This is a genomic window from Legionella drancourtii LLAP12 (genome assembly GCF_000162755.2).
Lineage (GTDB): Bacteria > Pseudomonadota > Gammaproteobacteria > Legionellales > Legionellaceae > Legionella > Legionella drancourtii.
This window is the reverse complement of the sequence record NZ_JH413796.1, coordinates 15,570-38,987: the sequence shown is the minus strand read 5'-3', so window position 1 is coordinate 38,987 and position 23,418 is coordinate 15,570. Positions and strand designations below refer to the sequence as shown.

Here is a 23,418-nt window from a genome sequence, read left to right as displayed (position 1 = left end):
CTTCCAACTCACGTAGTTTTACGTATTGATACATCTTCCCACCTATTTGTATACTTATTGTATCGTTTATGTTTGGGAAAATAGAAATGAATCAGCCTCTACGAATTTTTGTTGTCGGTCACCATGGGGCAGGCAAAGCGTTGCTTGCGAAGAATGTAGCCCAATCATTAGGATGGCGATTTATTGATGCAGATTTTGGATTGGAATCTCATACTGGCCGTCACTTGTCTGAAGTCCTCGGCAGCGAAGGAAGTCATGCTTTTTATGATTGTCAATTTGAAATTTTAGCCTCCTTGTGCACTCAAGAGCATATCGTTGTGACAACCGATCCTAGTGTTGCCTGCTCCGAAAAAAATCGCCAATTATTGTGCCAAGAAATGACCGTATTTTTGGATGTTAGTACGCCAGTTCAAGTCGAACGCACTTCACGCAATGCAACCTATTTATTACCTGTAGCAAGTTTGCATGATTTTTTTGATCAATTGCATAATGAACGCGATAGTTTATATAAAAAAATAGCTACACTGACGGTTCAGGGTGATGATGGCAAACTAGAAGAGCATACACATTCTATTGTTAAAGCTATTTTAGGAAATGAAAATATACCGTCGAGACCAAGCTTAAAATCAACTTTAGAGAAAAAAGATAGGACACTATTCCATAAAATATCTCATACAAAAGTTGATTTGTCTGAACAACAGGCCATATACCTCAAGTTACTAGCTCAAGGAAAAACAGCTAAAGAAATTGCACGGGAAACCCATGTTTCCTATAGGACAGTTGAAGGAACTATTGCCAAATTGATAGAATCTTTAGGTTGCTCTTCAAGTAAGGAATTAATTGCTTTATATCATGAACAACCGTGAACTAAGCTCATAAATTCCTTCAACCGACCACTTAGCTTCCCATGCCGCTGTACTAACATAAATCGCGTTGGCTCACAGGCGAGCCTCAACCTATATTGGGCTAGTGCTTCATAAATGCACCATAGCACTTGCGCCAATTGAAGTGCCTCTAATAAACGCTCTTTAAAATCAAAGTTAATATAATTTCCCAAATAGGCGTCTATAAGCTGTAAATAGGCCTCATCTTTATCGGTTAAAGCATGGTGTGTTTTAACCTGTCGCAAGCAACCTACCAATGAAAAAAATGGATGTGAAATCACGATTTCACCCAGATCAATAAACGTACTATTTTTTGATTGTTCTTCTATCAGGATGTTATTGTCGTGGAAGTCACATTGAACCAATGTTTCTTGGATAGCATAGTCAGATAATTGGTTGCATAAACTGGAAACCGTTGGCAGTAGTCTTTTTAATTCATCAATGTCTACTTCTAAGAGTCCATCGGCTAACAAGATCTCTTTTTGTGACAGCAATTGCCTGTATAAATTGGGTAAGTTATCCAATCGCCAATCAGGAACACCCATGGCAAAAAACGCATCGATACGAGCTGCAACCATTATTTGGAGTAATGAAAATTGCTCCATAGCGTGACGGAACAAATTGACATCAAATCTTGTTTTCAAAATTTCTCGTAATGGCCTGCCTGCGTCTTTCATCAAAAAACAATGAAGTTCGGTATGATGAGCAATAATTTCTGGAACCGGAGCTTGATACTGGGTATACAAAACCTGCGTGATAAGAGCCTCTAAGGCAAGCTGTTCGGGTGTTTGCTTCAGATAAATAAGGCCCTGATCGGTTATAAAGCGCATCACACAAGACCAAGGAGTATCTTGAACTTTTTCTGGTAAGCTGCTCTTTAATGTAAACCCAAGAGATTTAAGGGTATTGTAACCCCAATTAATGATCTCTCGATTTGGATTATCTTGGTTCAATTCAGTGGTCCTTTGTTTTTGATTTCTCTTGACGATGATCTTTCATCACTTCACTAATAATCCCTAACCACGCTTGCTTATCTGTATTACTGGAAGTTGCAATCCCTGAAACCAAAATTAATGCTTTCCATAATGCCCAAGCACGTCCTCTGGCTACTGTAGCTTTATCAAGTTGCAAGGTTTGGAACAATGCTTCACGGCTTTTCTCTTCAAAAAATACCCAAGCAATAGCGAGGTCGCAGGCTGGATCACCTACAGCCAATTGGCCAAAATCAATAACCGCGCTTAATTGGCCATTGCTTACCAGAAGATTTCCTACGCTAATATCACCATGTACCCATACTGGCTCATCTTGCCACTTAGTAGACAAGGCCGTCTCCCATATTTCTATCGCTAAAGGGACATCAATATCATTTTTTAATAGTTCAATTGCTTGTCGTGTTTCAGCATCATAAACAGCAATATCACCACCGCGATAAAAACTTTGAGGGCCAGCAAGTGGGCCATTTGTTGCATCAATACTCTGCAACGCTTTGAGGAACTCCGCCAGTTGAACAGCAAATTGGGATAAATCGTCAATTTTGGAGGTTGCAGCTGGATTTCCTGGAAGCCAGAGATTAATAGACCATGTCCACGGGTAAGCCTCTTCTGGCTTTCCAAGCGCAATCGGTGTAGGTATGGGAAGAGGAAGATGTGATGCAAGTTTAGGCAACCATATCTGCTCTTTCTTGGCTTGCCCCGCATACTCGGCAGCACTTGGCATACGAATAAGCATCTCCGTACCTAAATGAAAAGTTCTATTATCCCAACCACTATTGTTTACTGGCTCAATAGATAAATGACTCCACTCTGGGAACTGTTTGTTAATCAAATACCGTGCTAATACTTTATCAATAATTAGTTTATTTGCCATTACCGCATACCAATTTTATATTGCTAAATAAAACATTCGATTTTATCACAAACAAGCTCAATTAATGTAAACTAGGACAACGTAAAAAATGTGCTTGATTTATGAACTACTCGCAACAATCTCATAGGAATATGATCAACATTATTGTTGAACATCACTTTGCGGAACTACCAAAAAAAATTAATCGTATAACAATCGGTATTTGTAACGAGGTGTATCGTATCGCTTTAGACGATCATGATGTGATTATTCGTTTGAGTACTTCCGATAAATATTTACGCGGCTCAGAGGTTCATATCCCTGAGTTTAAACAGCTAGGCATTAAAGTACCGGATATATTAGCTTCGGACTATAGCCAGACTCGCATCCCTCTTTGTTATCAAATTCAAAGTAAAATAGAAGGACAAGATTTGGGTGTTGTGATTGAATCATTAAATCAAACCGAGCTTATGGGGCTAGCACGAGAAATCGCCACCATTTTTAGCAAGGTTAAAACATTACCAGTAACCACACAATTTGGAGTAATTTGGGGTGGTGATAACGATGTCAGTGATAGCTGGGCAGAGCGAATGAAATTATGGATACAAGAGTCTATTAAGCATGGACGTTTAACAGGGATAATGAATCAACAATTTGAAGGTATTGCAAAAGACCTTTACCGTAATTACGAAACATACTTTGATTCAATAAAACCGACCATGTACTACGGTGATATTTGCTCAAAAAACGTCATGATAAATCAAGGAGTTTTCAATGGATTGGTTGATTTAGATGGGTTAACACAAGGAGATCCTCTGGAAGCTTTGAGTCGGATCAAATTAAGCTGGTATGGCACATCTCATGGCGAATTTTATTATAATGCACTTATTAAGGAGCTTGAATTAACTCAATCCGAACAACAACTAATTACCGTATATGCTCTACTTAATCAGCTATCCTGGATGTGTGAAAACGGCATTCAGTTTAACCAAAATACAAAACCCATTGTTAATTGGGAAAAAGCAGAGAGTGATAAAAATATTTATCTCCAATTAGCCTCCGATCTCAATAATAAATAATAAATAGGAAAAACATGCTTAAGCTGTTACAAATAATATTCATTTCATTCATTACCAATAACGTAAGCGCCTCATCACAACCAAACGATGTAAAACCTCCTATTGTTGATACCAAATTACAGGCTATAGAACATGAGCACCATCTTAAAATAGGTATTTATGCGTTGGACACTAATAGCGGGCGAGTGATTACCTACCATGCTCATGACAGATTCCCTTTTCAAAGCACCTGTAAATTTATAGGGGTATCCGCGCTTTTAGCAAGCGATAAAACGCTTTTAGAGAAAAAAGTGTTAATAAATCCAAAAGAACTTTTATTCTGGCATCCTATTTCAGGGCAATACGTAAACCAGAAAGTTCCGTTAAAAACACTGGCAGAAGGAGCAATCTCCTACAGTGATAACACTGCAATTAACATAATTATTCGTGAGTTGGGAGGGCTTGGAGCAATTAACCAATTTGCACAGAGCATTGAAAACTCATCCTTTAAAATGGCGCATTATGAAATCAATTTAAATTCAAACCCCCAAATAAATGAAGATACATCAACACCTAAAGATATGGCATTAAGTCTTAAAAAAATTATGTTGGGAGACATATTGACTACCCCAAATAAAGCCTTACTTCTTGATTGGATGAGAAATAATACCACTGGTTATAATCGGATTAGAGCAGGCGTTCCTCTTGGTTGGTCTGTGGCTGATAAAACGGGCAGTGGAAGCTATGGTATTGCTAATGATATAGGTATCGTTTGGTCACCTGTATGTAAGCCAGTTATATTATCAATTTTTACTGTGAGCAATCAATCCGATGCAAAACCCAGTGATGCAGTCATTGCGCAAATTACGAAAGCCGCATTTGAAGAATTTGCACCACACCATAGCTGCTACAAAGTAACGAAATTTAATTGATTCAGAAGATTCTTAACCCTTCCTTTTCTTGTAGGACTGATATGCCCTAGCTATTGTGCCATTCGGTAGAAAATTAGCTTGCAGGTATTCAAGCGACTGCATCCGCTCTTCCTCACCTTCATTAGATAAAAAAATATGTTCACAATATTCACCAATATCCTGAATAATGCGTTCAAAACGATAGTAAGCAATGGCATCCTGATTGATGTCCGTTGAACCATACCCCTGATAAAACAGGCTTTCTTCTTCAGGTACGGTACGCCCAGTATCTCCAATACCTGCGCCAATAAACATCAAATCCCGTTCTTTAGGCGCGTAGATGAGCGTATCCCAATCCACTACAAACAGCGCAGCCTCTTTACTAATTAACAAGTTCCATCCATGGATGTCTGCGTGGCATAAGATATAATCGAGCGATTGTTTCTCTAACACACTGACAAGATATTCAGAGTGCCTCAGCAACTCAAGAATCTCCTCGCTTTTAGACTTCAAAAACACAGCCATTCGGGCTTCAATAGCGTCTTCAAAAACCTCATGTTGAATTCGGGCAAGGAAAGCTTTTACTATTTGTCGCCATTTAGAAGCGAAGGTTTCCTGTGGTACATCGCTTGTTATTGTGTCAGGAATATTGGCGCTATGAAACTTTTTCATGGTTGCACCAAATTCAATCCAGTGCTGATCTGATAAATTAGCTTCGATGGAATTGCTCCCCTCTACATAAGGATAGAGAATCGCCTTAAACGATGCCAAGCATGTCCAAAGTTGACCTACATTGGTTTTAAGCGGTGGAATCACTTGTTTAAGCCCCAGATTGGCAAGATGTTTTGGAACCAATACCGCAGCTTCATTAAATACTTCACGCCTTAACTTCAAAAAGTAATCCATTCCGCTGTTTGTTGTAACTCGGTACACCGCCGTATTCAGATCCGCACCCAGCGGAAGGAATAAGATTCTCTTCACGTGCAATCCATAGGCAGTGTGTAAACACTTAACGATTTCTTCGTCTTTGAGATCAGGTTTTATCAGCATAGTACCTTCAAACTTCTTTTAAATGCGGTATTACAGCTATTTTACCACTGCCGCTATCACCACCTATAAAATATATATGTGTCATGAGGTCAATCCTATATCTTCTTCTGTATGCACGTTGTTATTTAGTTTTTTTGTGTTATTCCTACAACATCATTTGATGTTTTTAATACTACTTTAATCAGTTGTTCTAATTGTTCGATATCGCGCATATTGTTCAGCACACTCTCATAGAGTTTTAATACATTTCCATCGTTTTCTCTCAGGTATTCGAATGATTTTTTAGGTCCAAGATAACGTAAATGACGAAATGCAAAGTAGTCTTCAATTAATGTATGCACTATCCATACACGCCGGTACGTGCCATCTACATCGCTTATTTTTGCCCTCATCAACATTTTTTCATACCAAACTCGTCTCACCTCAAGCTCATACTCCGCTAACTGAGGTGGAATAAGAACCATGGCGTTGATTTGTTTTAATAAAGAAGTACCAAATTGTTCCTTTTCTTTCAGAACAATACCATCATGCATAATCAAATGCTCTTCTTGAATAGAATGAAACGCTGATTCGGGATAAATAAATAGATCAATAAACACTTGGTGCGTAGGATCAAATCTTGATATCCGCGACATCTTACCTTCTTTAAAAATTCCAGCAAGATCATAATCACTGGTTGAAGTAGCTTTCCCAATAGCTCGGGAGCCGTACAGGATGATTGTATGACAGCTGTACTGGTTTGAGAGTTCATCATAAAGTGCTTTGATTACTGGATCATCCAATTTAGTGTCTTTATTTTGGCTCATCAAATGACTCCAATAATTTCTATTAATTGAGGTAATATATTAATAAATTATAAACGCTGAGTGCGTATCCTATCCAAGCGGCTCTGAATTAAACACTGCAATTTATCCTTATCAAAATTAGGGCAATATCGTGGATAAACCCGGTCCAATCCATAAGACCATTTTTCTAGCAAAGCATGATCGTACTCAATCATTTCTTCAATAAAATAGTTTTCTCCATAATAACTGTCGTGATGAACACCAATACCCCCATCATAGAGCTCACCAGTAGGTAAACGCAGTGCAATATGCCAACATTCTTCATGCGATTTCATTAAGATAAATACAATATGAACTTTGTCTGTAAAGCGTTCATTCCAGGCATCAAAAAATAATTTAGCAAATACCCCGCAAGGACCATAATTAATTCTTGGGGTGTTTTCATAAATACCTAACCATTGGTTTATCTCATGTTGCAAATCAGCTAATACAAGTTGAGTTAATGTTTTTAAGATAAAATTGACTCGACCCTCAATGGGTAAAAGAGGTACATCGATTAAGGTATATCCACAGTGCTGGTAGCCCTCTTTACATGCGCTGTAGGTTTGCATCGCCTCCCTAAAGTCCTGCTTCCGCTCCTTATCATTGGTGTAAATTTCTTCCCAAGGTGGAAATAAAAAGACTGCTTGACAATATCTGTACTGCTTCACGGCATGATTCACTTGGCTCTGCTCTTTATTACAAAAAGTTTTTGCATATCCGTATAAATCAGGTATTCCTCTATCAAAAAAAACAGCGGTCTGTTTTTCCTGCATCTTCTGATAATCATCAAGAGAATAACGCAACATCAACTCTAAAAAGGCATCTCTATCCCCTGTATGGATCGCATTTCCACCAATGAGTTGCTGTTCTTTGATAATCTTTCGTCCAACTTCTGGTACTGTTAAAAATCCTTTTTGAGCTAAAACAGTTAGAACTGATGTTTTTCCAGAACCAGGACCACCCGTTAAAATAAAAAAATTAGGTTTAGTCGTAACCATATTGACCATACTCACTCAAACAATCTATCCAATTACTAAAAAAGATCACTCAACAAATCCTATTAATCTTATCGGCGCTTCTGTTCCTCCTAAAATATACAGAGGAGCCACCAGAATAGTACTTCCGATAGGCGGTAATAAATCTGAATTAGCAACATTTTCCACTAAATATTTTCCCTGACCTAAAATAATCTGATGCACAGGATAGCCACTTTCGGCCGTATCTGGCCCCAGAGTATCGATACCAAGACCTACAATATCACGCTCAATCAACAATTGGGCTGCCTCTTTTGACACGGAAGGAAACTGCAAATTATTCCGGTATTGCGTAGGCTGTGGCCAATGACGCGCCCATCCAGTACGAATAATGACAAAATCACCAGGTTGGATAGATTGATGCTGTTTTTCAAAATGCAAGATGTCTTGGGTAGAGCATAGATAGGTTTCATGTGCTTTTTCAGAAATATCAATGATGACGCAAGGAGCAAGACAATCTTTCAGTAAAATAGCATCAATTGTTTTACCCGCAGGGTCACAATGTGCGGGGGCATCCATATGCGTACCAATACCCGCTGGCATATTAATGCCTTGAACTCTAAACTTAACCTCACTCGTACAATCAGCATAATCCAATGAAGTGGTATGCTTAAAGCCGCATGAATTATCCCATGAGGGCGTACTTGCTGTTAATGGGTGTGTTAAATCAACTAATTTATATGGGAAAGTCATAAAGCAATATCCATAACGGTCACGTCATGCTCTTTAAACTTATCCATCCCTACCATATTCCATCCTAGCTTAGAATAGTAATTGGGTAATGTAGGATCAAAAGCAAATAGGTATAGGTGGTTAAAACCGAGCTGTTTCGCTTTTTGCTTAATAGCATTAATCAGCTTGAGCGCAATGCCTTCTCTCTGATAATCAGGGTGAACAACAAGAGAACCAAGCCACGGTGCTAAATCAGGACGAATACCATCATTTTCTCGTAAGCTGCACATAGCTACAGGCATATCATCACAAAAAGCAACAAGTGTTACTGGTAGTTGGTTTTCATTTAAGTGTTCTTGAAAACGCGCTATAACACGCTCAACAGCAATATCAGGAACCCATATACTGCCTAATACCTGATGCCAAATCGCTGCTAATTCTGGAATGACGTTAGGATGATTTTTAAGTAAGTCTATGTTTATCGGTCGGCCATCTAATCGTTTTTCCATAAGAAAGTTAGTTAATGTAACTCCACCTGGACGCGGTTTATTTTGTTCTTTAACAACAAGGTATCCCATGTCTTCAAAAAAAGGTTTGGCCGTAATACTCGCTTCTGTCGTTATTTTCTTTACTCCTCGCAAGAGCAGGTGTAACTCCAGTTTTTTAACGAGCGCAGAGGCAATACCTTGGCGTTGATAATCCTTGTGAACAAATAACCTATCCAGATAGCCTTCACTAGTGATATCTGCAAATCCAACAACTACATCATCAATCTCCACCAAATAGGCGATATTATCTAGCAAGCTTTTCCATCGATTATCTCCATGGTGTATGTGATGAGGAGCCCAAACTAATAATTGCTCTGTGCTATAGTCTTTAGCATTGACGTGATGAACTGTTTCTTTGAACAGAGTAACAATAACCTCTAAATCTTTAGCCTTAATTTCTCTCATACGTAGACGAGTCTCTTTATTCATTTAAAAAACCTCTCTTTAAGGCGATAATCGTCTTTGGATAATTATATTATTATCAATTAAATACTCCCAAACATCAGATAACTCATCCAAGCGATAGCTATAAAAAACAAACCGTTTAGGCTTAATTGCAATACCACAATAATCGGGTGAACAAGGTAAAACAGTGTCTTTAGAAGACTGTTCTAAGCTCCGTCTCTTGTGTTCTAGTAGTTGTTTATCATCAATCGGCTCCCCTGATGTCGGAGCATAACTACAAAAGCGTATTTGAGCCGATTTAGGATAGGCATCCCAATAATGTGCATTTTGCTCTGCTGATAGAAAGCTGGCTTCACCCTCCACCATGACTTCTCGTGCATAACGCTCAAACCAAAAGGTAAGGGCTACCTGATTATTATTCTTTATCTCAAATACTTTTCTCGTTCGTTTTTGAGTAAACAATATAATCCCGTCTTTTGTTAGTTCACGAATGGAGACGATACGGCCATGAGGGATGCCATCTAATCCCTGTGAGGACAATACGGCATGTTGTGCATATTGGGCACCCATCGATTGTTCTTCTTCAATCCAAGTGTTTAATAATCCAATCGGATTAGGTTGCATTATTAAATTCCTTAATTAAAAAATATAACGTTGAATGATGTTCATACCCTTCACGTTGAAACTCAACTTGATATCCTAGTTTTCGATAAAAGCCTAAAGCCTCCCAATCCATAGTGTTAATGGTAGAAAAACGACATTTTTTTTGTTTTCCTAAACACTCACTCGCTTCAATCAATTGCTTTCCTATTCCTTGTTTCCTGTGACGTTCATCCACCCATAATTGATCAATGTAGAGGCAGCCATAATACATACTGCCATTACATCCACCAATAATAACTTCATCTGCATCACGGACAAAAAAAGCAAAGGACTCTATAGGCTGTTGCCCTTTTTTTAAATAAGCGTACTCAGAAATACCTTGACTTAAAAAATCGATATCTTCTTGTCTTGGTTCAGATTCATAGGTAAGATTCATCTTTTCTCTCGTAAGTCACTACAGCTAAATCACCATTTATTCCTTGAAACGTACAAAAATCCAATCATCCGAAGGTTTTCCAGATAAAGAATCCACACAATAGTTTTTAAGCGTTGCCTCTAAAATAAATCCACATTTTTCAGCAACTCGCCGGCTGGCATCATTACCTACCTGTGTCACAATTTGGACACGTGCAGCTTTGAACGATTCAAATGCAAAACGGGTTAATGCTTGCACCATTTCTGTAGCAAGTCCTTGACCTGTAAACGCAGTCTCTAACCAATAACCAATTTCAAACAGTGGTACTTCTGGTTTCGAGCGATCATTAAAACCACTGGCTCCAATAATGTATTGTGATTCTTTATGGATAATTACCATTGGAAAGTCACGTGGCGCATTCGATCCCCAACTGATAATAGCCTCTTTAACGAAATTAATAGTTGGTTGCATGCTTGGATCATTTGCCCACGGCATCCACCTCTGTAATTCTGGTAATGATCGATTAATTGCTTGATTCAGTGGTTTTTCATCTCCAAGCTTTGGAGGTCTTAAAATCAATCGTTCAGTTTCTATTTCTAGTAACATCTGTTTTCCAAATTAAATTAATGAATACAGTCGCTCGGCATAAGCCGTAAGCTGACGCGCTTTATCAAGCATAGCGTCCTCAACATACCAACAAACACATAAAATAGCTTGAATAATACACCAGCTTAAGACACGTTCCCGATTAAATGCAGTCAAGTCAATGACCCAATCCAGGTTGCGTGCTAATTCTTTGGTTTCAAGCGGGTCCTCAACCACACAGAATGGATTTCTTAAAAAAGCACCGATTTCAAATTCTCTTTCGCCAACAATCCCCTTAGGATCAATTGCCAGCCATTCTGATTGATGCTGTAAAATGTTGTAGTGATGCAGATCACCATGCAACAGAACTGGCTCGCCTTGACTTGATATCAGTTCTTTTGTACGACTAATCACAAAATCCCTGAGTTTCTTGCTGACCAATTGTTGTAATGATGCTTGAGCATCAAGCTGTTCCAAACATCCAAGCCATTCTTCTAATGAAATAAAAAGCAGTGGTTCTGTAACCGGTGTCCACAAACGTTGCATGACACTTACTGCAATGGGAATAGCTTGCTGCTCATCAAGCACATCGACCAATCGTGTTCCTGGCAACAGACGCTCAATGAGCATCCAACCTTCTTCAGGATTTGCAGCAATTAATCGAGCTGAACCTCTCCCATTAAAATGTCTTAATGCATGAATTTCTTTTGAGAATTCATTATGAGGAACATTAACTTTTAATACCCATTCCTCTTCTTTTGGACCTAAAACTGGAAGCACGTAGTTGAAACTTAAATGTTCAAACGGGGTCAGTAAGGTAAGCTTCTGTGTACGAGCAAGGTGCTCAAGAAATTGAGGTAAGCGCTGCCACCATTGTGTTCCAACATCACCATGTACCAACGATACGGTGTTTTTAAGCGTGTTGAGGTGATTAGTAGACATGAGATACTTCCTTGTTTGCGATTAACCATAGCTCATGGGTTTCTTCTTTTGTTAAGCAAGGAATAAATCCTGCCTTTTGATAACAGGCGATTGCACTGTGATTCTTAATATCTGGCGTGACTAGTGCTGTATCAAATTGCTGAAAAACAGTATGCTGGACAAATTGCATCAATGCTGCGCTGCCAATCCCCTGTCCTAAAACTGATTCTTCACCAAGATAAAAATCAATGGCGGCTATTTTTTTGAAATCAAAAGTCTTATTAGCAGGTAGAGGAAGAAAAGCGCGCGCATCATAATACTGAATATATCCTATGGGTTGCTCATCCAGCACAATAATAAAAGCAAAAATGGATTTTTTCTTTCCATTTTCTATCTTATATTGGTTTACATAACTGCTGTATTTTTGAGAGATTTTATCTAGTGTCCAAACCACTTCATTATCCCACCAGGTTTTGACATGGGGCGTTTCTAACCATTTTAAAAGAGATGGAAAGTCTTGCTCTGATAAATTGCGAAAATAAATTGGGGCGCAGAACCTAATGTGTTTTTGTAATTTTTCGTTGGTTCTATCTGTCATTTATCTTTGTTCCTTTTAACTCATATCCACTTTGAGATAAATAAACTTGCACCACGTGCCCCGCTTTGTTTCGTAAAAATTGAAATCTTATGTCAGGTAAAATAGAATAAAATATCGCTTCTGTTTGCGCATGAAGTGTAATAACAGGCTGATTAGAAAAGGCCGCTTCGAGTTGGCCATTGTTTAACGTGATGATCAGTTTCAAATTCAGCTTAATGTCGTATTCTCCAACATATTGCTCGAGGGTTTCAGAAGTGTCCTTTATCGAGCATTTTTCCGATGGAAGAGTCACCTCTATGCCATGTACCACCGAAAGTAATTTCAAGGCAATGTTTTGAGCTATAAACCCTATGTCCCAAACATAACCAAAAGTATTCAAATTGGATAAAACCACGATGGTTGTCTTAGTAGATGGCACATAAATGAGTGCTGTGTGAAACCCATTGATGCCTCCGATGTGCATCACTACGTTAATGCCATCAATCTCTTTGACTTCAACACCAAATCCATAGTGATCCATAAAGGATGTAGTCATCTTTTTCACGGAGTTAGCAGACACAAGCTTAAAATTGAATAGTCCTTGTGTCCATTTCAATAAGTCTTCTGTCGTTGAATAAAGTGAACCAGCAGCATAGGGCAAGCTCATATCCAAGTATTCTGCATTCGTTATTTGTGCATCAGGATCTTTTAAATACCCTGATGCGCGATAAGGTATAATTTCTGTAAAAGAATCATATCCTGAGTCGTTCATATTTAAAGGGGCAAAGATAGCGTCATGAATAAAGTGCGCGTACGATTGCCCAGTTAATTGCTCAATCAGAAATCCAAGTACTACATAACCAGAATTATTATAGCAATAGTGTGTTCCAGGCTCAAAATCTAAGGGTTTATCGATAAAGAGTTGTATTTGCTCATAGGGCGTTTTTGTGCAAAGAGTTATTGCTCTAAACTCGGGAAGTTGTGTGTAGTTTGGAATACCATGCGTATGATTAAGCAAATGAAATAGTTTTATATTGCTCCATGCCTTCGGCGCGTCAGGCAGGTACTGTGTGATATAATCATCCGTCTTCAATAAGCCGCGCTCTTCGAGCAGCAAAATGCCGGCGGCTGTAAATTGCTTTGTAAGAGAACCGAGACGAAACTTTGTGTTTGTATCATTCGGAACAGTCCACTCTATATTAGCAAATCCATATCCCTGATGCACAAGAATATCATTATCTTGGGCAACCAATACAGTCCCCATGAATTCTTTATCTTGGACATAAAAATTAATTAACTCTTGCATCCTTTGTATTAGGTCTTTATTCATAGAAACTCCACTTATGTCAATCCTGCTCCAGGAAACATCAGCATCAATACCAAAAATCACTGTAGATACTTTCTAATCTCTACAACGACCCCTATTATCTGAGCCTCTTGAGCGTCCTTAATACTGACTGTTGCCCATAAATCACTACTTGCTAATAACTGAAAATGATAGCCATCAGCTTCTCCATATCGGCGTAATACAGTCTGTTTTTTCTGGGTTAAATAAACTAAAACATAGTGGCCTGGATTAGGTTGTAAATCTCCATCAATAACGACTACATCTCCTGGGGTAAGCTCTGGTTGCATACTGCTATCGTCCACTGAGGTGGCAAATAAAGCTAAGCTTTTAATCGAGGGATTCAGTGAATCAACCAAAATTGTTTTTTCAAAAATAAAGGGTTCTTGTTGTCCTAAAATTTCTCTGGCATGAAGCGCTTCTTTCGTATTCAGTATAGGGATGTGCCGAAACTTATTTTCAGGATTCTGGATCAGATCTCCTTGAGGATTATCCGTTAAGCACAACAAATAAGAAGCAGAAACTCCCAATTGTTCTGCAAGCAATTTGGCTTCTAAAGGACCAGGGCTTCGCGTGCATTGCTCCCAATTACTAATCCTTGCAGGTGAAAGCGTTACCGTTCTTGCAGCTAACTCCTTAATCGTAATACCCAACTCTTTACGGGCTTTGGTAATACGATTACCTATTTGTTCTCTGATATCCATTGTGATCCTTCAAAAAAAATGAGACATACCCATTGACAAAAACACGTTTCGTTTTATATTATAAATTAATTAAAACGTAATGTGTTTTATAAATTAGTGATACATACCATATTTAATCATAAATTTATTTAAAAATCACATCTTGTTTTATTTTTCCTTTCTTATTCATTGATAATAGGGTCATGTTATGGAATTTTTTATTATCACCCATCAGGAACTTTCTGCACTCAGTGGTTTGCCTTATCTACAACAATTAACTTATCTTCAAGGCATTAAACCCTACGTTGATTACAAAACGGGGATAGTAGGTATTCGCCGTGGTATTAGCTATCAGTCATTGAGTGAAGCACTTTACATAGAGCCTCACTCTGGTATTAAAAGCGGTAGCCCAAGTAAAGATCAATTGCGACGTGCTTTGAAAGGACTGGAGAAGGTAGGGTTAATTCAAATCCAGTCTTGGGAAAGGAAGCTTGTTTTACGTTGTTTATTACTGGACAGGCATGATTCTGTTCATAATAAAGCAGCCATAAAAACACATGACTATAGCGCACCTCAAAAATCACGAAAAAGTCTATTAAATTCAACAAAATCCAATACAAATAAATTAGATCCCGACACAAGCCCGAAGCATGATCCCGCCACTCCTCAAGATAGTAATAATTATTATTTTATTTCTTTATCTCAAGCCTTTGAAGAATTCTGGGGGTTGTATCCGCTGAAAAAAGAAAAAGAAAACGCTTTTGAGATGTTTAAAAAGCTAAACCTTTCTCCAGCCTTGATGCAAGGAATCATAGCTAGCCTGACAGAACACATCCAATTTGACCAACAAAAGCGTTCCGAGGGTATTTGGATGCCTGCTTGGAAATATCCAGCAAACTGGTTAGCACAACGATGCTGGGAAACAACACCCACGATTATTGAAGCAAAGGAGTATGAATATGCAATCCATGAAACAAATCGTCCACACCAATCATCTACACACAGCATCTGGGCTACACAATCAGGCGAAAGCATTAGTGACACCGAGTTCCAAAAGCTCTGGAAAATGTACTGAGCAAGTGAATAAATTGTTTCTGAAGTTTTCAACTTTTTATGGATACATATGGCGTAGCCAATTCAAAAATGAATATTACTCGGAGTTTGCGCGCAGAGAGTGGTCGAAAGCTCTGGAAGAGTTTGATGAAAAACTGATTGATCAAGCCATTGACGAGTGCCTAAAAAATCGTGAAATGCCTCCCGCATTGGCTCAATTTATTGAGTGTTGTAAACAACTATCAGCCAGAAAAAAAGAGTGTTTTCACAGAGAACCTTATAAACCTTGTAACCCTATTGTTGCCAACACACACCTGAAAAAAATAAAGGCAATCTTAAACATAAAATAAAAACAACCGGAGAAAAATAATGTTGGTACTGACAAGAAAAAAGGGTGAACAAATATTAATTGATAAAGGGCAGATCGAAATTCACGTCATTTATCAGCGAAGAGGTGTCGTTGCTTTAGGCATTAAAGCACCACCTCATATTGATGTGGATAGAAAAGAAATTTTCTTAAGAAAACAAGCAAATCCTGAATACAACGATGATAAGGAATAACAATGAACTCAATGATTCGCCTGCCCATGATTAGTGTACTCAGTGTGCTTGCTTGCTCCTCTCTTGCCGCGAATGTGACACAAATTAATCGATATGCCACTGTTGCCAATAAACCATTGGCAGCACAAATAAATCCTTTATTAGCGGTTCAACAAGTCCATTTCCCTCAAGAAGTGCAAACAATAGGTCAAGCGATTGAATGGTGGTTGAGGTTTTCGGGTTTTTCTTTGGTATCCAAAGAAAAACTATCTGAAAGTCTGCAAGCAGTCATGCGTCAAGCCTTACCCCAAATTGACAGAACGCTTGGGCCTCTCACTGTTAAAGACGGACTCGAAGTACTTGTTGGTCAACAATCCTTCGTCCTAATTGAAGATCCTCTATTGCGGCAAGTGAATTTCAAATTAAAACCTGGCATAAAAACAGGGAGTAAAGCATGATTAATTATAAATACCTATTAGCTGCTGGTTTAGGGCTAGCTGTAGCCTGCGGCATTGTTTGTATTAAATACCACTCACCACATCAAGCTCAAAATTCCGAAGCCATTTCCAACCGTCTTGATACCATTCAGGCACAGCTCGGAGCATTACATCAAGAAGTGAAAAAACCGACAGAGGCAGTGGATTTAAGCGCAATCAATCAAGACTTCAATAGACTAACCTCTCTGATTGAACAATTAAAAAATAATGACGAAACTACCCTCAATCGCCTGATTAACGAACATCGTAGCGAGTTAACGCAAAAGCTAGATTCGTTGCATAACATGGTTACGGCTTTAAATAAAAAGCAGCATCCCATCAAATATCTACCTGTGACTTCCTTGCCATTTAAGGTCATCAGTATAGATAGCATTCAACATGTCAGTGTGGCCACAGTGGCCTACAACTTTAAAACCACTCCTTTAGAAAAAAGCGACAGCCTGGCTGGTTGGACAGTGATAAACATTGATTTTGGTTTACAACGTATGGAATTGGAAAACAGCAATAAAGAACATGTTGTTGTGACGCTGGATGTAATTCAGGGAGAATCCAATGCTTAAATATTCTGTCTTTCTGCTTCCCTTATTAGCCCATGCTGAACTGAATATCCCTGGGCTAAACCAACAACCCCTAAATCACCTTGCCATTAGGGATCAAACGCTAGCAAAAACCGGATTAACGGTTAATGAAGACGAACTGACTTCGGATCAAGATATTAATAAAATCACGCTCAACGAAGCACAACGCCATGAAGCAAAAGTCTGGGAGTTAACACCGAAAGAAGAAAAGCGCTATATCTTGCTCATGCAAAACAAAAGTAAATTCTATTATGAAGGATTAAGGCAAACACCCGTTGATATTCTGGGACTTAATGCCCGCAATGAAACAGAACGTAGTCACTATGCAGAACTAGCAGCAAAACAAGAAGCACAAAAGGTTTCAAAAAACATTGCATGGAACAATGCTTTTTACAAAGCCTACAACACATTATTTACCAATATACCCGTGGTCGGTGAGTTTGATCCTTCACCCTATTCACCCTATGCCCATAAACCAGTGCAGTTAAACCAGGGCGATACTCTGTATTTTTTCATCAACGAAAAAGATGCTGTAAAAACCATTTTGATGATGCTCTTTGAAGCAATAGAGCAAACATCAAACACTCAATTGCATTTAATGCTATTAGGTATGGACGATACAGCAATCCAGATATGGGCTAATCAGCATCAAATTCCACAACATCTTGTAAACAACAGCCGTATTAGCATCAATCACGGCGAGCTAAGTTATCAATCCCTTAAGAGAAATAAAAAATCACTGCCTCTGTTGCTGCTGTCCAAAAATGGCCATTCCAGCATTGTTGATTTAGGGAGATTTTGAGATGCGCAAAACTGCACTAGTTTTGGGACTGTTAATGATTACCTCTTGTTATGCTTGGCAAGTTATTAATCCAGAACAATACATCAAAGAGGCTCAAGCCCAATTAACCGAAGAGTCGTTAAAACTGCAAGAAAAACTGGATGCAAGACTTCCTGTATCCAGCAAGGCTACTGTTGGTGAAGTTGTGAACCGAAAAGTAACACTGGTCAATTTCTCATACCCTATATTTATTATTGGAGATGATGCTACCTCACGCCAATGGTTACAAGAACATGCAAAAAAACTGGAAGAAGCACAGGCATTAGGTTTTGTTGCCAACATCAGCAACAGCGAACAATTACAATCACTGCAACAACTCACCAAAGCGCCTTTATTACCCGCCAATGTCGATGACTTGATGAGCCTTTTTCAAGAAAGCTATTACCCACTTGCTTTTTTTGAAGGTGACTTATGGCAATAAAGACGACAACACCCAAACCATCAAAAAGAACAGTCATGAGTCTCATGGTACTTGTCCTGCTCGCTTGGTTAATCCTTATGGGTTGGGTATCCAGTCTTTGGTGCGTCTCAGGATTTGATCAGGCATTGCATGCCGTCATGGCGCTGTCACAAAAACAAACACAAGCTATTACAGGATTTAGTGGTATGAAAATCGCCAACACAGTGAAATCCTGGTTTGGCAACATACCCACACAAGCACTGACCGATAAGGTAGATCAAACCAGCTTGCTCATTAAAAGCAGTCTGAATGAGGTGATCCCTGATGACATCAATGAATTAAATAATGCAGCAGAACATTTTATTTACATAGCGAAACAAATCTGGTTACTGATGGGGTTAACAACTCAAGTAATGCTCATCAAACTCGTTATTCTCATCTCGGCTATCCCTTTATTTTTGCTAGCAACTACCGTAGGACTTGTTGATGGACTCAATCAACGCGCCATACGCACAGCATCTCTGGGACGCGAATCATCCTATGTATTCCATCAGCTAAACCGCTACTTCAAACGTGGTCTTTTGCTGTTACTGAGCTTATGGCTTGCCTTGCCAGTAAGCATAACCCCCGCTTTTGTTTTTGTGCCAGTGAGCTTGTTGTTAAGCATTATAGTGTCTGTCACGGCGAGCCGCTTTAAGAAATATTTGTAAGGAGAAAAAATGAAACGCTTGTTATTAGTACTGATATTAAGTCTACCTTTAGCCAGCCATGCGCAAGAAGATGCGCTAAACCAAACCTTAGTCAGAGTGATTAATCAGATTAACGCCATTATGCCGCTGCTTGATGAAGCACAAACCGAAATCGAACCGAATACTCGCATTCAATTGCATATCGAAAATTTTGAAGGCTCTGACAGTAAAACACATGCTGGACTTCGTACTGATCTGTTGGCTATTCGTAATGCACTGATTGATTACATCAATAAACCAGCACTTTCACCTAAAACCATTAAACCTTTAGAACTTGATTTTATCGGGAAGTAATCATGAGCAAAGTGGATATTGCCAAAACGTTTGCAACAAGTTTCAAACAAGCAGCAGGCAACACGGCTGCAAGTGCTTACTCAGGATGCATCCGCTTTATCGCCATTATGTTGGTCATTATCGGGATTATCTGGTGCATCAATCAGTTCATGGGCAATACGGAAAAAGATCAGGAAGGATTTCTCATTCTGTTGGGATCACGCTTAATCCGCATCGTATTAGGTTTTTGTTTATTCATTCTTATTTTAATCGTTAAGGGGAGTTAATTATGAAAAAGTCGATTGTAACTATCAAACAATGGGGGCAACGAATGAGCTTAGGACTCATGACTTTAAACTATGCACCAGCGCTTTTTGCAGACAGTTGGTTTCCTAGAATCTTCAATGCGGATGACATTAGTGATGGCAGCAAAAGCATGATGAGCGTAGCTGGTAATTACGTCAAACAAGGCTTAGGACTTCTTCTCTTTATTGCTGCCGTGATGAGTTTTATCAAATTCATTACCACCATTCAGCATGGGATCGAAGAATCCAAGAAGAATGATGGTTCAATGGTCGCATTTGGTACTTTTGCCGTGATGGGAATTACCTATCTTGCCATCAGTATTGTAGCGGGCTATGTCGGTTACAGCATGATCACCAAATTCAAGATTTAGGAGGCGTTATGAACCAACCATCCTCACGCCACCTGTCTCACGATTATGAGGCTTATAAAGGATTAAGCCTAAGAGAGTTATTTTGGATAGTACTAGTTACAACACCAGTCATTAGTATTTTGTTCTCTTTAGCTGGTCTTTTGATTGATTATCCACTGGCTTGTGGCTGTGTTGGTTTCATCGTGGGGTTTATTGTCTCCATTACCTTTTGCCCCAAACGTGCGGCATCGATTAAAGCAGGAAAACCTCATGGTTATTTGATGAAAAAGACCCTGCTGCTATTAGCGCATTGGGGATTAAAACGCTCGCCCTATCTTCATCATATTGGTGTCTGGCAAAAATCCAAACTAGTGAGGTAATTCATGTTTCATTATTGGAAAAAAGTAGACAGTTTAAATCATATCAATCGCTTGTTGCTTGCCTTTGTTGCAGTCCTCATTCTGATTGTGGCAGGACTGATTACAACGCTTGCCAACATGCCAAAACGTTTTGAGTTTTGGTTAACTCCTATAATGAGCGCCAATGGCGGTTTAATCAAGGAAAACCAAATATCTAAAGAGTACGTGCAAGGTTTTGTTGCAACCCTTTTGCCTACGATAAACACCTGGTCAAACGGTGGAAAAACAGAGTTTGCCAATAATCTTTCAGGATTTCATTACTATTTCACAGCACGCCATCAGGCATTAATGAATAAAACATTAAACGCCTATAAAGATGCTCAGCTTTTTGATCGAGTGCAAGTAGCCAGTTTGTATCGCTTTATGGAAGACGATGATGTGAAGCCTTTAGGAAATAACACATGGGAAGTTCATCTGGTTTTACGCATGACTCAAAGACTTAAAGACGATAGCCCGATGGTCATTGCTGACAAAGTGGTTGATTACCATGTGCGTGTAGTCAAGGTCGATCTGTCGCGTCTTCAAAATCCTTTTCAATTGGCTTTGGATGGTTATACCCAGCCAGAGGTTCTGGTTAATGATTTATTGGCAACTGATTTAGGAGGTACACAACATGAAAACAGGTAAATGGTTATTGGCCTTGCTTGTCTTGAGCGTGAGTCAGCACGCATTGGCACTTAATGCAGAGCATGTCTTGTGGGATAAAACACCTATTCCACTTGAACTCCCTTTAAATGAAGAACGGTTGGTGCACTTTCCACAAGCAATAAGCATCATAGATAATGAAGCTGCTGACAAAATTGCGGTTTTAAAAGTCCAAGATACTTTGTACTTAAAAGGCAAAGAAGCTTTTCAAAACAAACGGCTTTTGGTGCAGTTAATGCCTCAAGGCGAGGTCATTATTTTAAGCTTAAACGTTAATGACAAAGCACATGATGTTAAGCCAGTCGATATTCTCTTGGAAACTAAAGAAGACAACACCAAGCCCACAGAAGAAATAAGTAACCCTCTGGACTTGAATGCCGTAACGCTGACTCGTTTTGCCATTCAATCATTATATGCCCCACAAAGATTGTTGGTTATTCCTGAGGGCATAGGGCGTATTCCCATGCAAACTAGAAAACAGATTAGCCTTTTTTATGGAGCAAGTATTGAAGCAAGGCCACTCATTTCATGGCATGGCGGCTCTTTTTATGTCACTGCGGTGGAATTAAAAAATCTTCTTAACAAGGAGATGATAGTCGATCCTCGTCAAATGACCGGTAATTGGCAAACCGCAACCTTTTATCCCACCAATACGTTAGCACCTCGTGGGAAAGAAGATACTACTACTGTATTTCTGGTATCAGACAGACCATTTAGCACGGCATTAGCCTCTGGTCGGGAGTATGTACGATGAAAAAGAATACTGGACTTAAAGTATTAACCGGCGCGGTAATTACTGTAGTAGCACTCGTAATGATGAACAGCAGTCACCATGAGAGTGAAACATCAGAGCAGCAACATAAAGATCCCAATAACTTAAATGAGGCCATTGCCAGCCAGTTTAATGACAACATTCGAGATGTCGCAGCAAGACTACAGGAAACAGAAAAGAAACTGGCAAACATTGAAGCATTAAAACGTCAAAACTCGGAGGTGCCAGCGACTTATCCTTCTGAAGTGATCAAGGAAATTGAAACATTGAAGGAGGAGTTGGCTCGTTTCAAGAACAATCAAGAGAGCCAGCAAGAACAGCCATCTTATACAGTTAATGGAGAAAACAACTCACCGAAGGAGCAAGACGTTAAAGATATTGATTTGCTGTTGATGAAACAAGAAGGCAATCCTAACGAGCTGGCTTATTGGAATCGTATTAAGAAAAAACACCAGAAACTCACTCAAAGAAACAAAACTACTCAATCCAGTAACAATGATAAAAAAAACATTCCTTATTACACCATTCCAGCAGGCTCTGATCTGGGGCGAACCACTCTGCTATCGGCATTAATCGGCGAAGTACCTGTTGAGGGAAAGTTAATGCAACCTCTTTTTCCTTTTTCAGCCATCATTAACCGTGGCGATTTAATGGCAGCCAATGGTATTCCTTTGCCACCGAATATTGCAGGGATGAAAGTCAATGGTTATGCCATAGGTGTAGGTTCTTTTTTGGATAATATCAGTTGTGTCCGTGCCTATGTGACTTCTGCCTTGTTTGTCTTTGATGACGGGCATTTTGTTACTGTGGGCAAAGAGCAAATGACTGGCACTACCGAGATGGTCAATAACGAAAGTTTGGGCTACCTCACCACCGCATTTGGCAATCCCTGCATCAAAGGCCAATATTTCACCAATGCCCCCAGGGTATTAGCCGCATTGATGGCATCAGATGGCATTAAAGGTTTTGGCAATGCACTGTCTCAATGGCAAATGACTTATACCGCCAATGCCAATGGCGCGACCGGAACACCTACGGGTTCAATGGGTAACTATGCTTTAGGCGGGGCCTTGTCTCAGGGAACAGTTAAAGCAGGCGATTGGCTCGAAAAACACATTCAGGGCAGCTTTGATATGGTTTTTGTGCCCGCGTCTATCGGGTACAGACCGACACAGCTTTCATTCCACATCACACAAACCATCAACCTTGATAAAGAAACCAATGGGAGGGTATTGGATTATGGCCATTTACAACAAACTGCACACGATTTTAGCCTTAGGTAGTGCATTGATATTAAGTTCTTGTGCATCAAGCTCAATTAGCTCTACAGCGATTCCCGAAGGTGGACTCACTGTAAGTCAGCTGTATCAACAAAGCTTAGGCGATGCCATGCCTGGATGGTCTGTACCTAAAAGACAGACCAAACCAGTAAATTATGCAGGTTATACAAGAGAAGCATCCAACGAGATTCAAAATTTATTCAAACCTTTGGATAACCCACAAATTCCGATTTACGTGTTTCCACATGTGGCACTGATTGGTGATGAGCAATTGTTAAAGCCAGGCTACACCACCGGATTTTTCCTTTACAAGCAAAACCAGTTTGCGCTGGCTTCTGAGCGTTATTAAGGGG

The 23,418-nt window shown here is 39.4% G+C and carries 33 protein-coding genes and 1 pseudogene; 19 read left to right on the top strand and 15 right to left on the bottom strand.

What is annotated here, in order from left to right; translation table 11 throughout:
- The first annotated feature begins 86 nt into the window (after positions 1 to 86).
- Positions 87 to 866 (top strand): shikimate kinase, encoded by a 780-nt coding sequence (locus LDG_RS00980; protein ID WP_006869209.1) that lies wholly within the window; start codon positions 87 to 89, stop codon positions 864 to 866.
- Here LDG_RS00980 and LDG_RS00975 read toward each other — a convergent pair.
- On the bottom strand, positions 851 to 1,837 hold the full coding sequence (locus LDG_RS00975; protein WP_006869208.1) for an aminoglycoside phosphotransferase family protein: 987 nt from the start codon (positions 1,835 to 1,837) through the stop codon (positions 851 to 853). The genes LDG_RS00980 and LDG_RS00975 overlap by 16 nt on opposite strands.
- 1 nt (position 1,838) lies before the next feature.
- Positions 1,839 to 2,750, bottom strand: coding sequence for an aminoglycoside phosphotransferase family protein (locus LDG_RS00970; RefSeq protein WP_006869207.1), 912 nt, complete (start codon positions 2,748 to 2,750; stop codon positions 1,839 to 1,841).
- Positions 2,751 to 2,881: 131 nt separating this feature from the next.
- Between LDG_RS00970 and LDG_RS00965 the strand changes: the two genes are divergently transcribed.
- Both LDG_RS00965 and bla read left to right on the top strand, forming a co-directional pair.
- Positions 2,882 to 3,808 (top strand): phosphotransferase family protein, encoded by a 927-nt coding sequence (locus LDG_RS00965; RefSeq protein ID WP_006869206.1) that lies wholly within the window; start codon positions 2,882 to 2,884, stop codon positions 3,806 to 3,808.
- Between the two features lie 14 nt (positions 3,809 to 3,822).
- Positions 3,823 to 4,719, top strand: a complete 897-nt coding sequence (bla, locus tag LDG_RS00960; RefSeq protein WP_006869205.1) for a class A beta-lactamase — start codon at positions 3,823 to 3,825, stop codon at positions 4,717 to 4,719.
- Positions 4,720 to 4,731: 12 nt separating this feature from the next.
- On the opposite strand, the gene LDG_RS00955 is transcribed toward bla, so the two are convergent.
- The 13 genes and pseudogenes from LDG_RS00955 to LDG_RS00900 all read right to left on the bottom strand — a co-directional run bounded on the left by LDG_RS00955 (position 4,732) and on the right by LDG_RS00900 (position 14,384).
- A complete protein-coding gene (locus LDG_RS00955; protein ID WP_006869204.1) occupies positions 4,732 to 5,748 on the bottom strand; it encodes a phosphotransferase enzyme family protein in 1,017 nt (338 codons plus the stop codon).
- Between the two features lie 125 nt (positions 5,749 to 5,873).
- Complete coding sequence (locus LDG_RS00950; RefSeq protein WP_006869203.1) at positions 5,874 to 6,554, bottom strand: nucleotidyltransferase domain-containing protein; 681 nt, start codon at positions 6,552 to 6,554, stop codon at positions 5,874 to 5,876.
- 47 nt (positions 6,555 to 6,601) lie between these two features.
- Positions 6,602 to 7,582 (bottom strand): AAA family ATPase, encoded by a 981-nt coding sequence (locus LDG_RS00945; protein WP_040534074.1) that lies wholly within the window; start codon positions 7,580 to 7,582, stop codon positions 6,602 to 6,604.
- 36 nt (positions 7,583 to 7,618) lie between these two features.
- Positions 7,619 to 8,302: a cyclase family protein gene (locus tag LDG_RS00940; protein WP_006869201.1), complete on the bottom strand. Its 684-nt coding sequence runs from the start codon at positions 8,300 to 8,302 to the stop codon at positions 7,619 to 7,621.
- Positions 8,299 to 8,790, bottom strand: coding sequence for a GNAT family N-acetyltransferase (locus LDG_RS19960; RefSeq protein ID WP_050805495.1), 492 nt, complete (start codon positions 8,788 to 8,790; stop codon positions 8,299 to 8,301). Before LDG_RS19960 ends, LDG_RS00940 begins: the two co-directional genes overlap by 4 nt.
- Positions 8,791 to 8,841: 51 nt before the next feature.
- A pseudogene (locus LDG_RS19955) lies at positions 8,842 to 9,234 on the bottom strand (GNAT family N-acetyltransferase); the annotation flags it as partial.
- A 39-nt stretch (positions 9,235 to 9,273) separates the two neighbouring features.
- Positions 9,274 to 9,858 carry a pyridoxamine 5'-phosphate oxidase family protein gene (locus tag LDG_RS00930; protein ID WP_006869199.1) on the bottom strand — a complete coding sequence of 195 codons (585 nt, stop codon included), beginning with the start codon at positions 9,856 to 9,858 and terminating at the stop codon, positions 9,274 to 9,276.
- Complete coding sequence (locus LDG_RS00925) at positions 9,848 to 10,273, bottom strand: GNAT family N-acetyltransferase (RefSeq protein WP_006869198.1); 426 nt, start codon at positions 10,271 to 10,273, stop codon at positions 9,848 to 9,850. Before LDG_RS00925 ends, LDG_RS00930 begins: the two co-directional genes overlap by 11 nt.
- A gap of 36 nt (positions 10,274 to 10,309) precedes the next feature.
- The gene (locus LDG_RS00920; RefSeq protein WP_050805493.1) at positions 10,310 to 10,858 is read right to left on the bottom strand and encodes a GNAT family N-acetyltransferase; all 549 of its coding nucleotides are present in this window, start codon (positions 10,856 to 10,858) and stop codon (positions 10,310 to 10,312) included.
- Between the two features lie 12 nt (positions 10,859 to 10,870).
- Positions 10,871 to 11,779 (bottom strand): aminoglycoside phosphotransferase family protein, encoded by a 909-nt coding sequence (locus LDG_RS00915; protein ID WP_006869195.1) that lies wholly within the window; start codon positions 11,777 to 11,779, stop codon positions 10,871 to 10,873.
- Positions 11,769 to 12,356, bottom strand: a complete 588-nt coding sequence (locus tag LDG_RS00910) for a GNAT family N-acetyltransferase (RefSeq protein ID WP_006869194.1) — start codon at positions 12,354 to 12,356, stop codon at positions 11,769 to 11,771. Before LDG_RS00910 ends, LDG_RS00915 begins: the two co-directional genes overlap by 11 nt.
- Positions 12,346 to 13,665, bottom strand: coding sequence for a serine hydrolase domain-containing protein (locus tag LDG_RS00905; RefSeq protein WP_006869193.1), 1,320 nt, complete (start codon positions 13,663 to 13,665; stop codon positions 12,346 to 12,348). The genes LDG_RS00910 and LDG_RS00905 overlap by 11 nt, the downstream gene beginning before the upstream one ends.
- A 56-nt stretch (positions 13,666 to 13,721) precedes the next feature.
- On the bottom strand, positions 13,722 to 14,384 hold the full coding sequence (locus LDG_RS00900) for a LexA family transcriptional regulator (RefSeq protein WP_006869192.1): 663 nt from the start codon (positions 14,382 to 14,384) through the stop codon (positions 13,722 to 13,724).
- 187 nt (positions 14,385 to 14,571) lie between these two features.
- Between LDG_RS00900 and LDG_RS00895 the strand changes: the two genes are divergently transcribed.
- From LDG_RS00895 to LDG_RS00820, 16 genes are read left to right on the top strand one after another with little or no spacing between them, the layout of a single operon-like run.
- The gene (locus LDG_RS00895) at positions 14,572 to 15,438 is read left to right on the top strand and encodes a hypothetical protein (protein WP_006869191.1); all 867 of its coding nucleotides are present in this window, start codon (positions 14,572 to 14,574) and stop codon (positions 15,436 to 15,438) included.
- Between the two features lie 4 nt (positions 15,439 to 15,442).
- A complete protein-coding gene (locus LDG_RS00890) occupies positions 15,443 to 15,766 on the top strand; it encodes a Vir protein (RefSeq protein ID WP_233491386.1) in 324 nt (107 codons plus the stop codon).
- A gap of 19 nt (positions 15,767 to 15,785) precedes the next feature.
- A complete protein-coding gene (locus LDG_RS00885) occupies positions 15,786 to 15,977 on the top strand; it encodes a carbon storage regulator (protein WP_006869189.1) in 192 nt (63 codons plus the stop codon).
- A gap of 11 nt (positions 15,978 to 15,988) precedes the next feature.
- Entirely contained in the window at positions 15,989 to 16,414 is a 426-nt protein-coding gene (gene pilL2, locus LDG_RS00880; RefSeq protein ID WP_148263477.1) for a PFGI-1 class ICE element type IV pilus protein PilL2, read from the top strand.
- Complete coding sequence (locus LDG_RS00875) at positions 16,411 to 17,013, top strand: hypothetical protein (RefSeq protein WP_006869187.1); 603 nt, start codon at positions 16,411 to 16,413, stop codon at positions 17,011 to 17,013. The genes pilL2 and LDG_RS00875 overlap by 4 nt, the downstream gene beginning before the upstream one ends.
- Entirely contained in the window at positions 17,006 to 17,833 is an 828-nt protein-coding gene (locus LDG_RS00870) for a TIGR03759 family integrating conjugative element protein (RefSeq protein WP_006869186.1), read from the top strand. Before LDG_RS00875 ends, LDG_RS00870 begins: the two co-directional genes overlap by 8 nt.
- A 1-nt stretch (position 17,834) precedes the next feature.
- Positions 17,835 to 18,293 (top strand): integrating conjugative element protein, encoded by a 459-nt coding sequence (locus tag LDG_RS00865; RefSeq protein ID WP_006869185.1) that lies wholly within the window; start codon positions 17,835 to 17,837, stop codon positions 18,291 to 18,293.
- Entirely contained in the window at positions 18,284 to 18,982 is a 699-nt protein-coding gene (locus LDG_RS00860; RefSeq protein WP_006869184.1) for a TIGR03747 family integrating conjugative element membrane protein, read from the top strand. The genes LDG_RS00865 and LDG_RS00860 overlap by 10 nt, the downstream gene beginning before the upstream one ends.
- A 9-nt stretch (positions 18,983 to 18,991) precedes the next feature.
- Positions 18,992 to 19,315 (top strand): hypothetical protein, encoded by a 324-nt coding sequence (locus tag LDG_RS00855; protein WP_006869183.1) that lies wholly within the window; start codon positions 18,992 to 18,994, stop codon positions 19,313 to 19,315.
- 2 nt (positions 19,316 to 19,317) lie between these two features.
- The gene (locus LDG_RS00850; RefSeq protein ID WP_006869182.1) at positions 19,318 to 19,581 is read left to right on the top strand and encodes a hypothetical protein; all 264 of its coding nucleotides are present in this window, start codon (positions 19,318 to 19,320) and stop codon (positions 19,579 to 19,581) included.
- Positions 19,582 to 19,583: 2 nt separating this feature from the next.
- Positions 19,584 to 19,970, top strand: a complete 387-nt coding sequence (locus LDG_RS00845; protein WP_006869181.1) for a hypothetical protein — start codon at positions 19,584 to 19,586, stop codon at positions 19,968 to 19,970.
- An 8-nt stretch (positions 19,971 to 19,978) separates the two neighbouring features.
- A complete protein-coding gene (locus LDG_RS00840; protein WP_006869180.1) occupies positions 19,979 to 20,329 on the top strand; it encodes a TIGR03750 family conjugal transfer protein in 351 nt (116 codons plus the stop codon).
- Between the two features lie 3 nt (positions 20,330 to 20,332).
- Entirely contained in the window at positions 20,333 to 20,995 is a 663-nt protein-coding gene (locus LDG_RS00835; protein WP_006869179.1) for a DUF2895 family protein, read from the top strand.
- Positions 20,982 to 21,767, top strand: a complete 786-nt coding sequence (locus LDG_RS00830) for a TIGR03749 family integrating conjugative element protein (protein ID WP_006869178.1) — start codon at positions 20,982 to 20,984, stop codon at positions 21,765 to 21,767. Before LDG_RS00835 ends, LDG_RS00830 begins: the two co-directional genes overlap by 14 nt.
- A complete protein-coding gene (locus tag LDG_RS00825; RefSeq protein WP_006869177.1) occupies positions 21,764 to 23,068 on the top strand; it encodes a TIGR03752 family integrating conjugative element protein in 1,305 nt (434 codons plus the stop codon). Before LDG_RS00830 ends, LDG_RS00825 begins: the two co-directional genes overlap by 4 nt.
- Positions 23,025 to 23,414: a TIGR03751 family conjugal transfer lipoprotein gene (locus LDG_RS00820; protein WP_006869176.1), complete on the top strand. Its 390-nt coding sequence runs from the start codon at positions 23,025 to 23,027 to the stop codon at positions 23,412 to 23,414. The genes LDG_RS00825 and LDG_RS00820 overlap by 44 nt, the downstream gene beginning before the upstream one ends.
- The last annotated feature ends 4 nt before the right edge of the window (positions 23,415 to 23,418 follow it).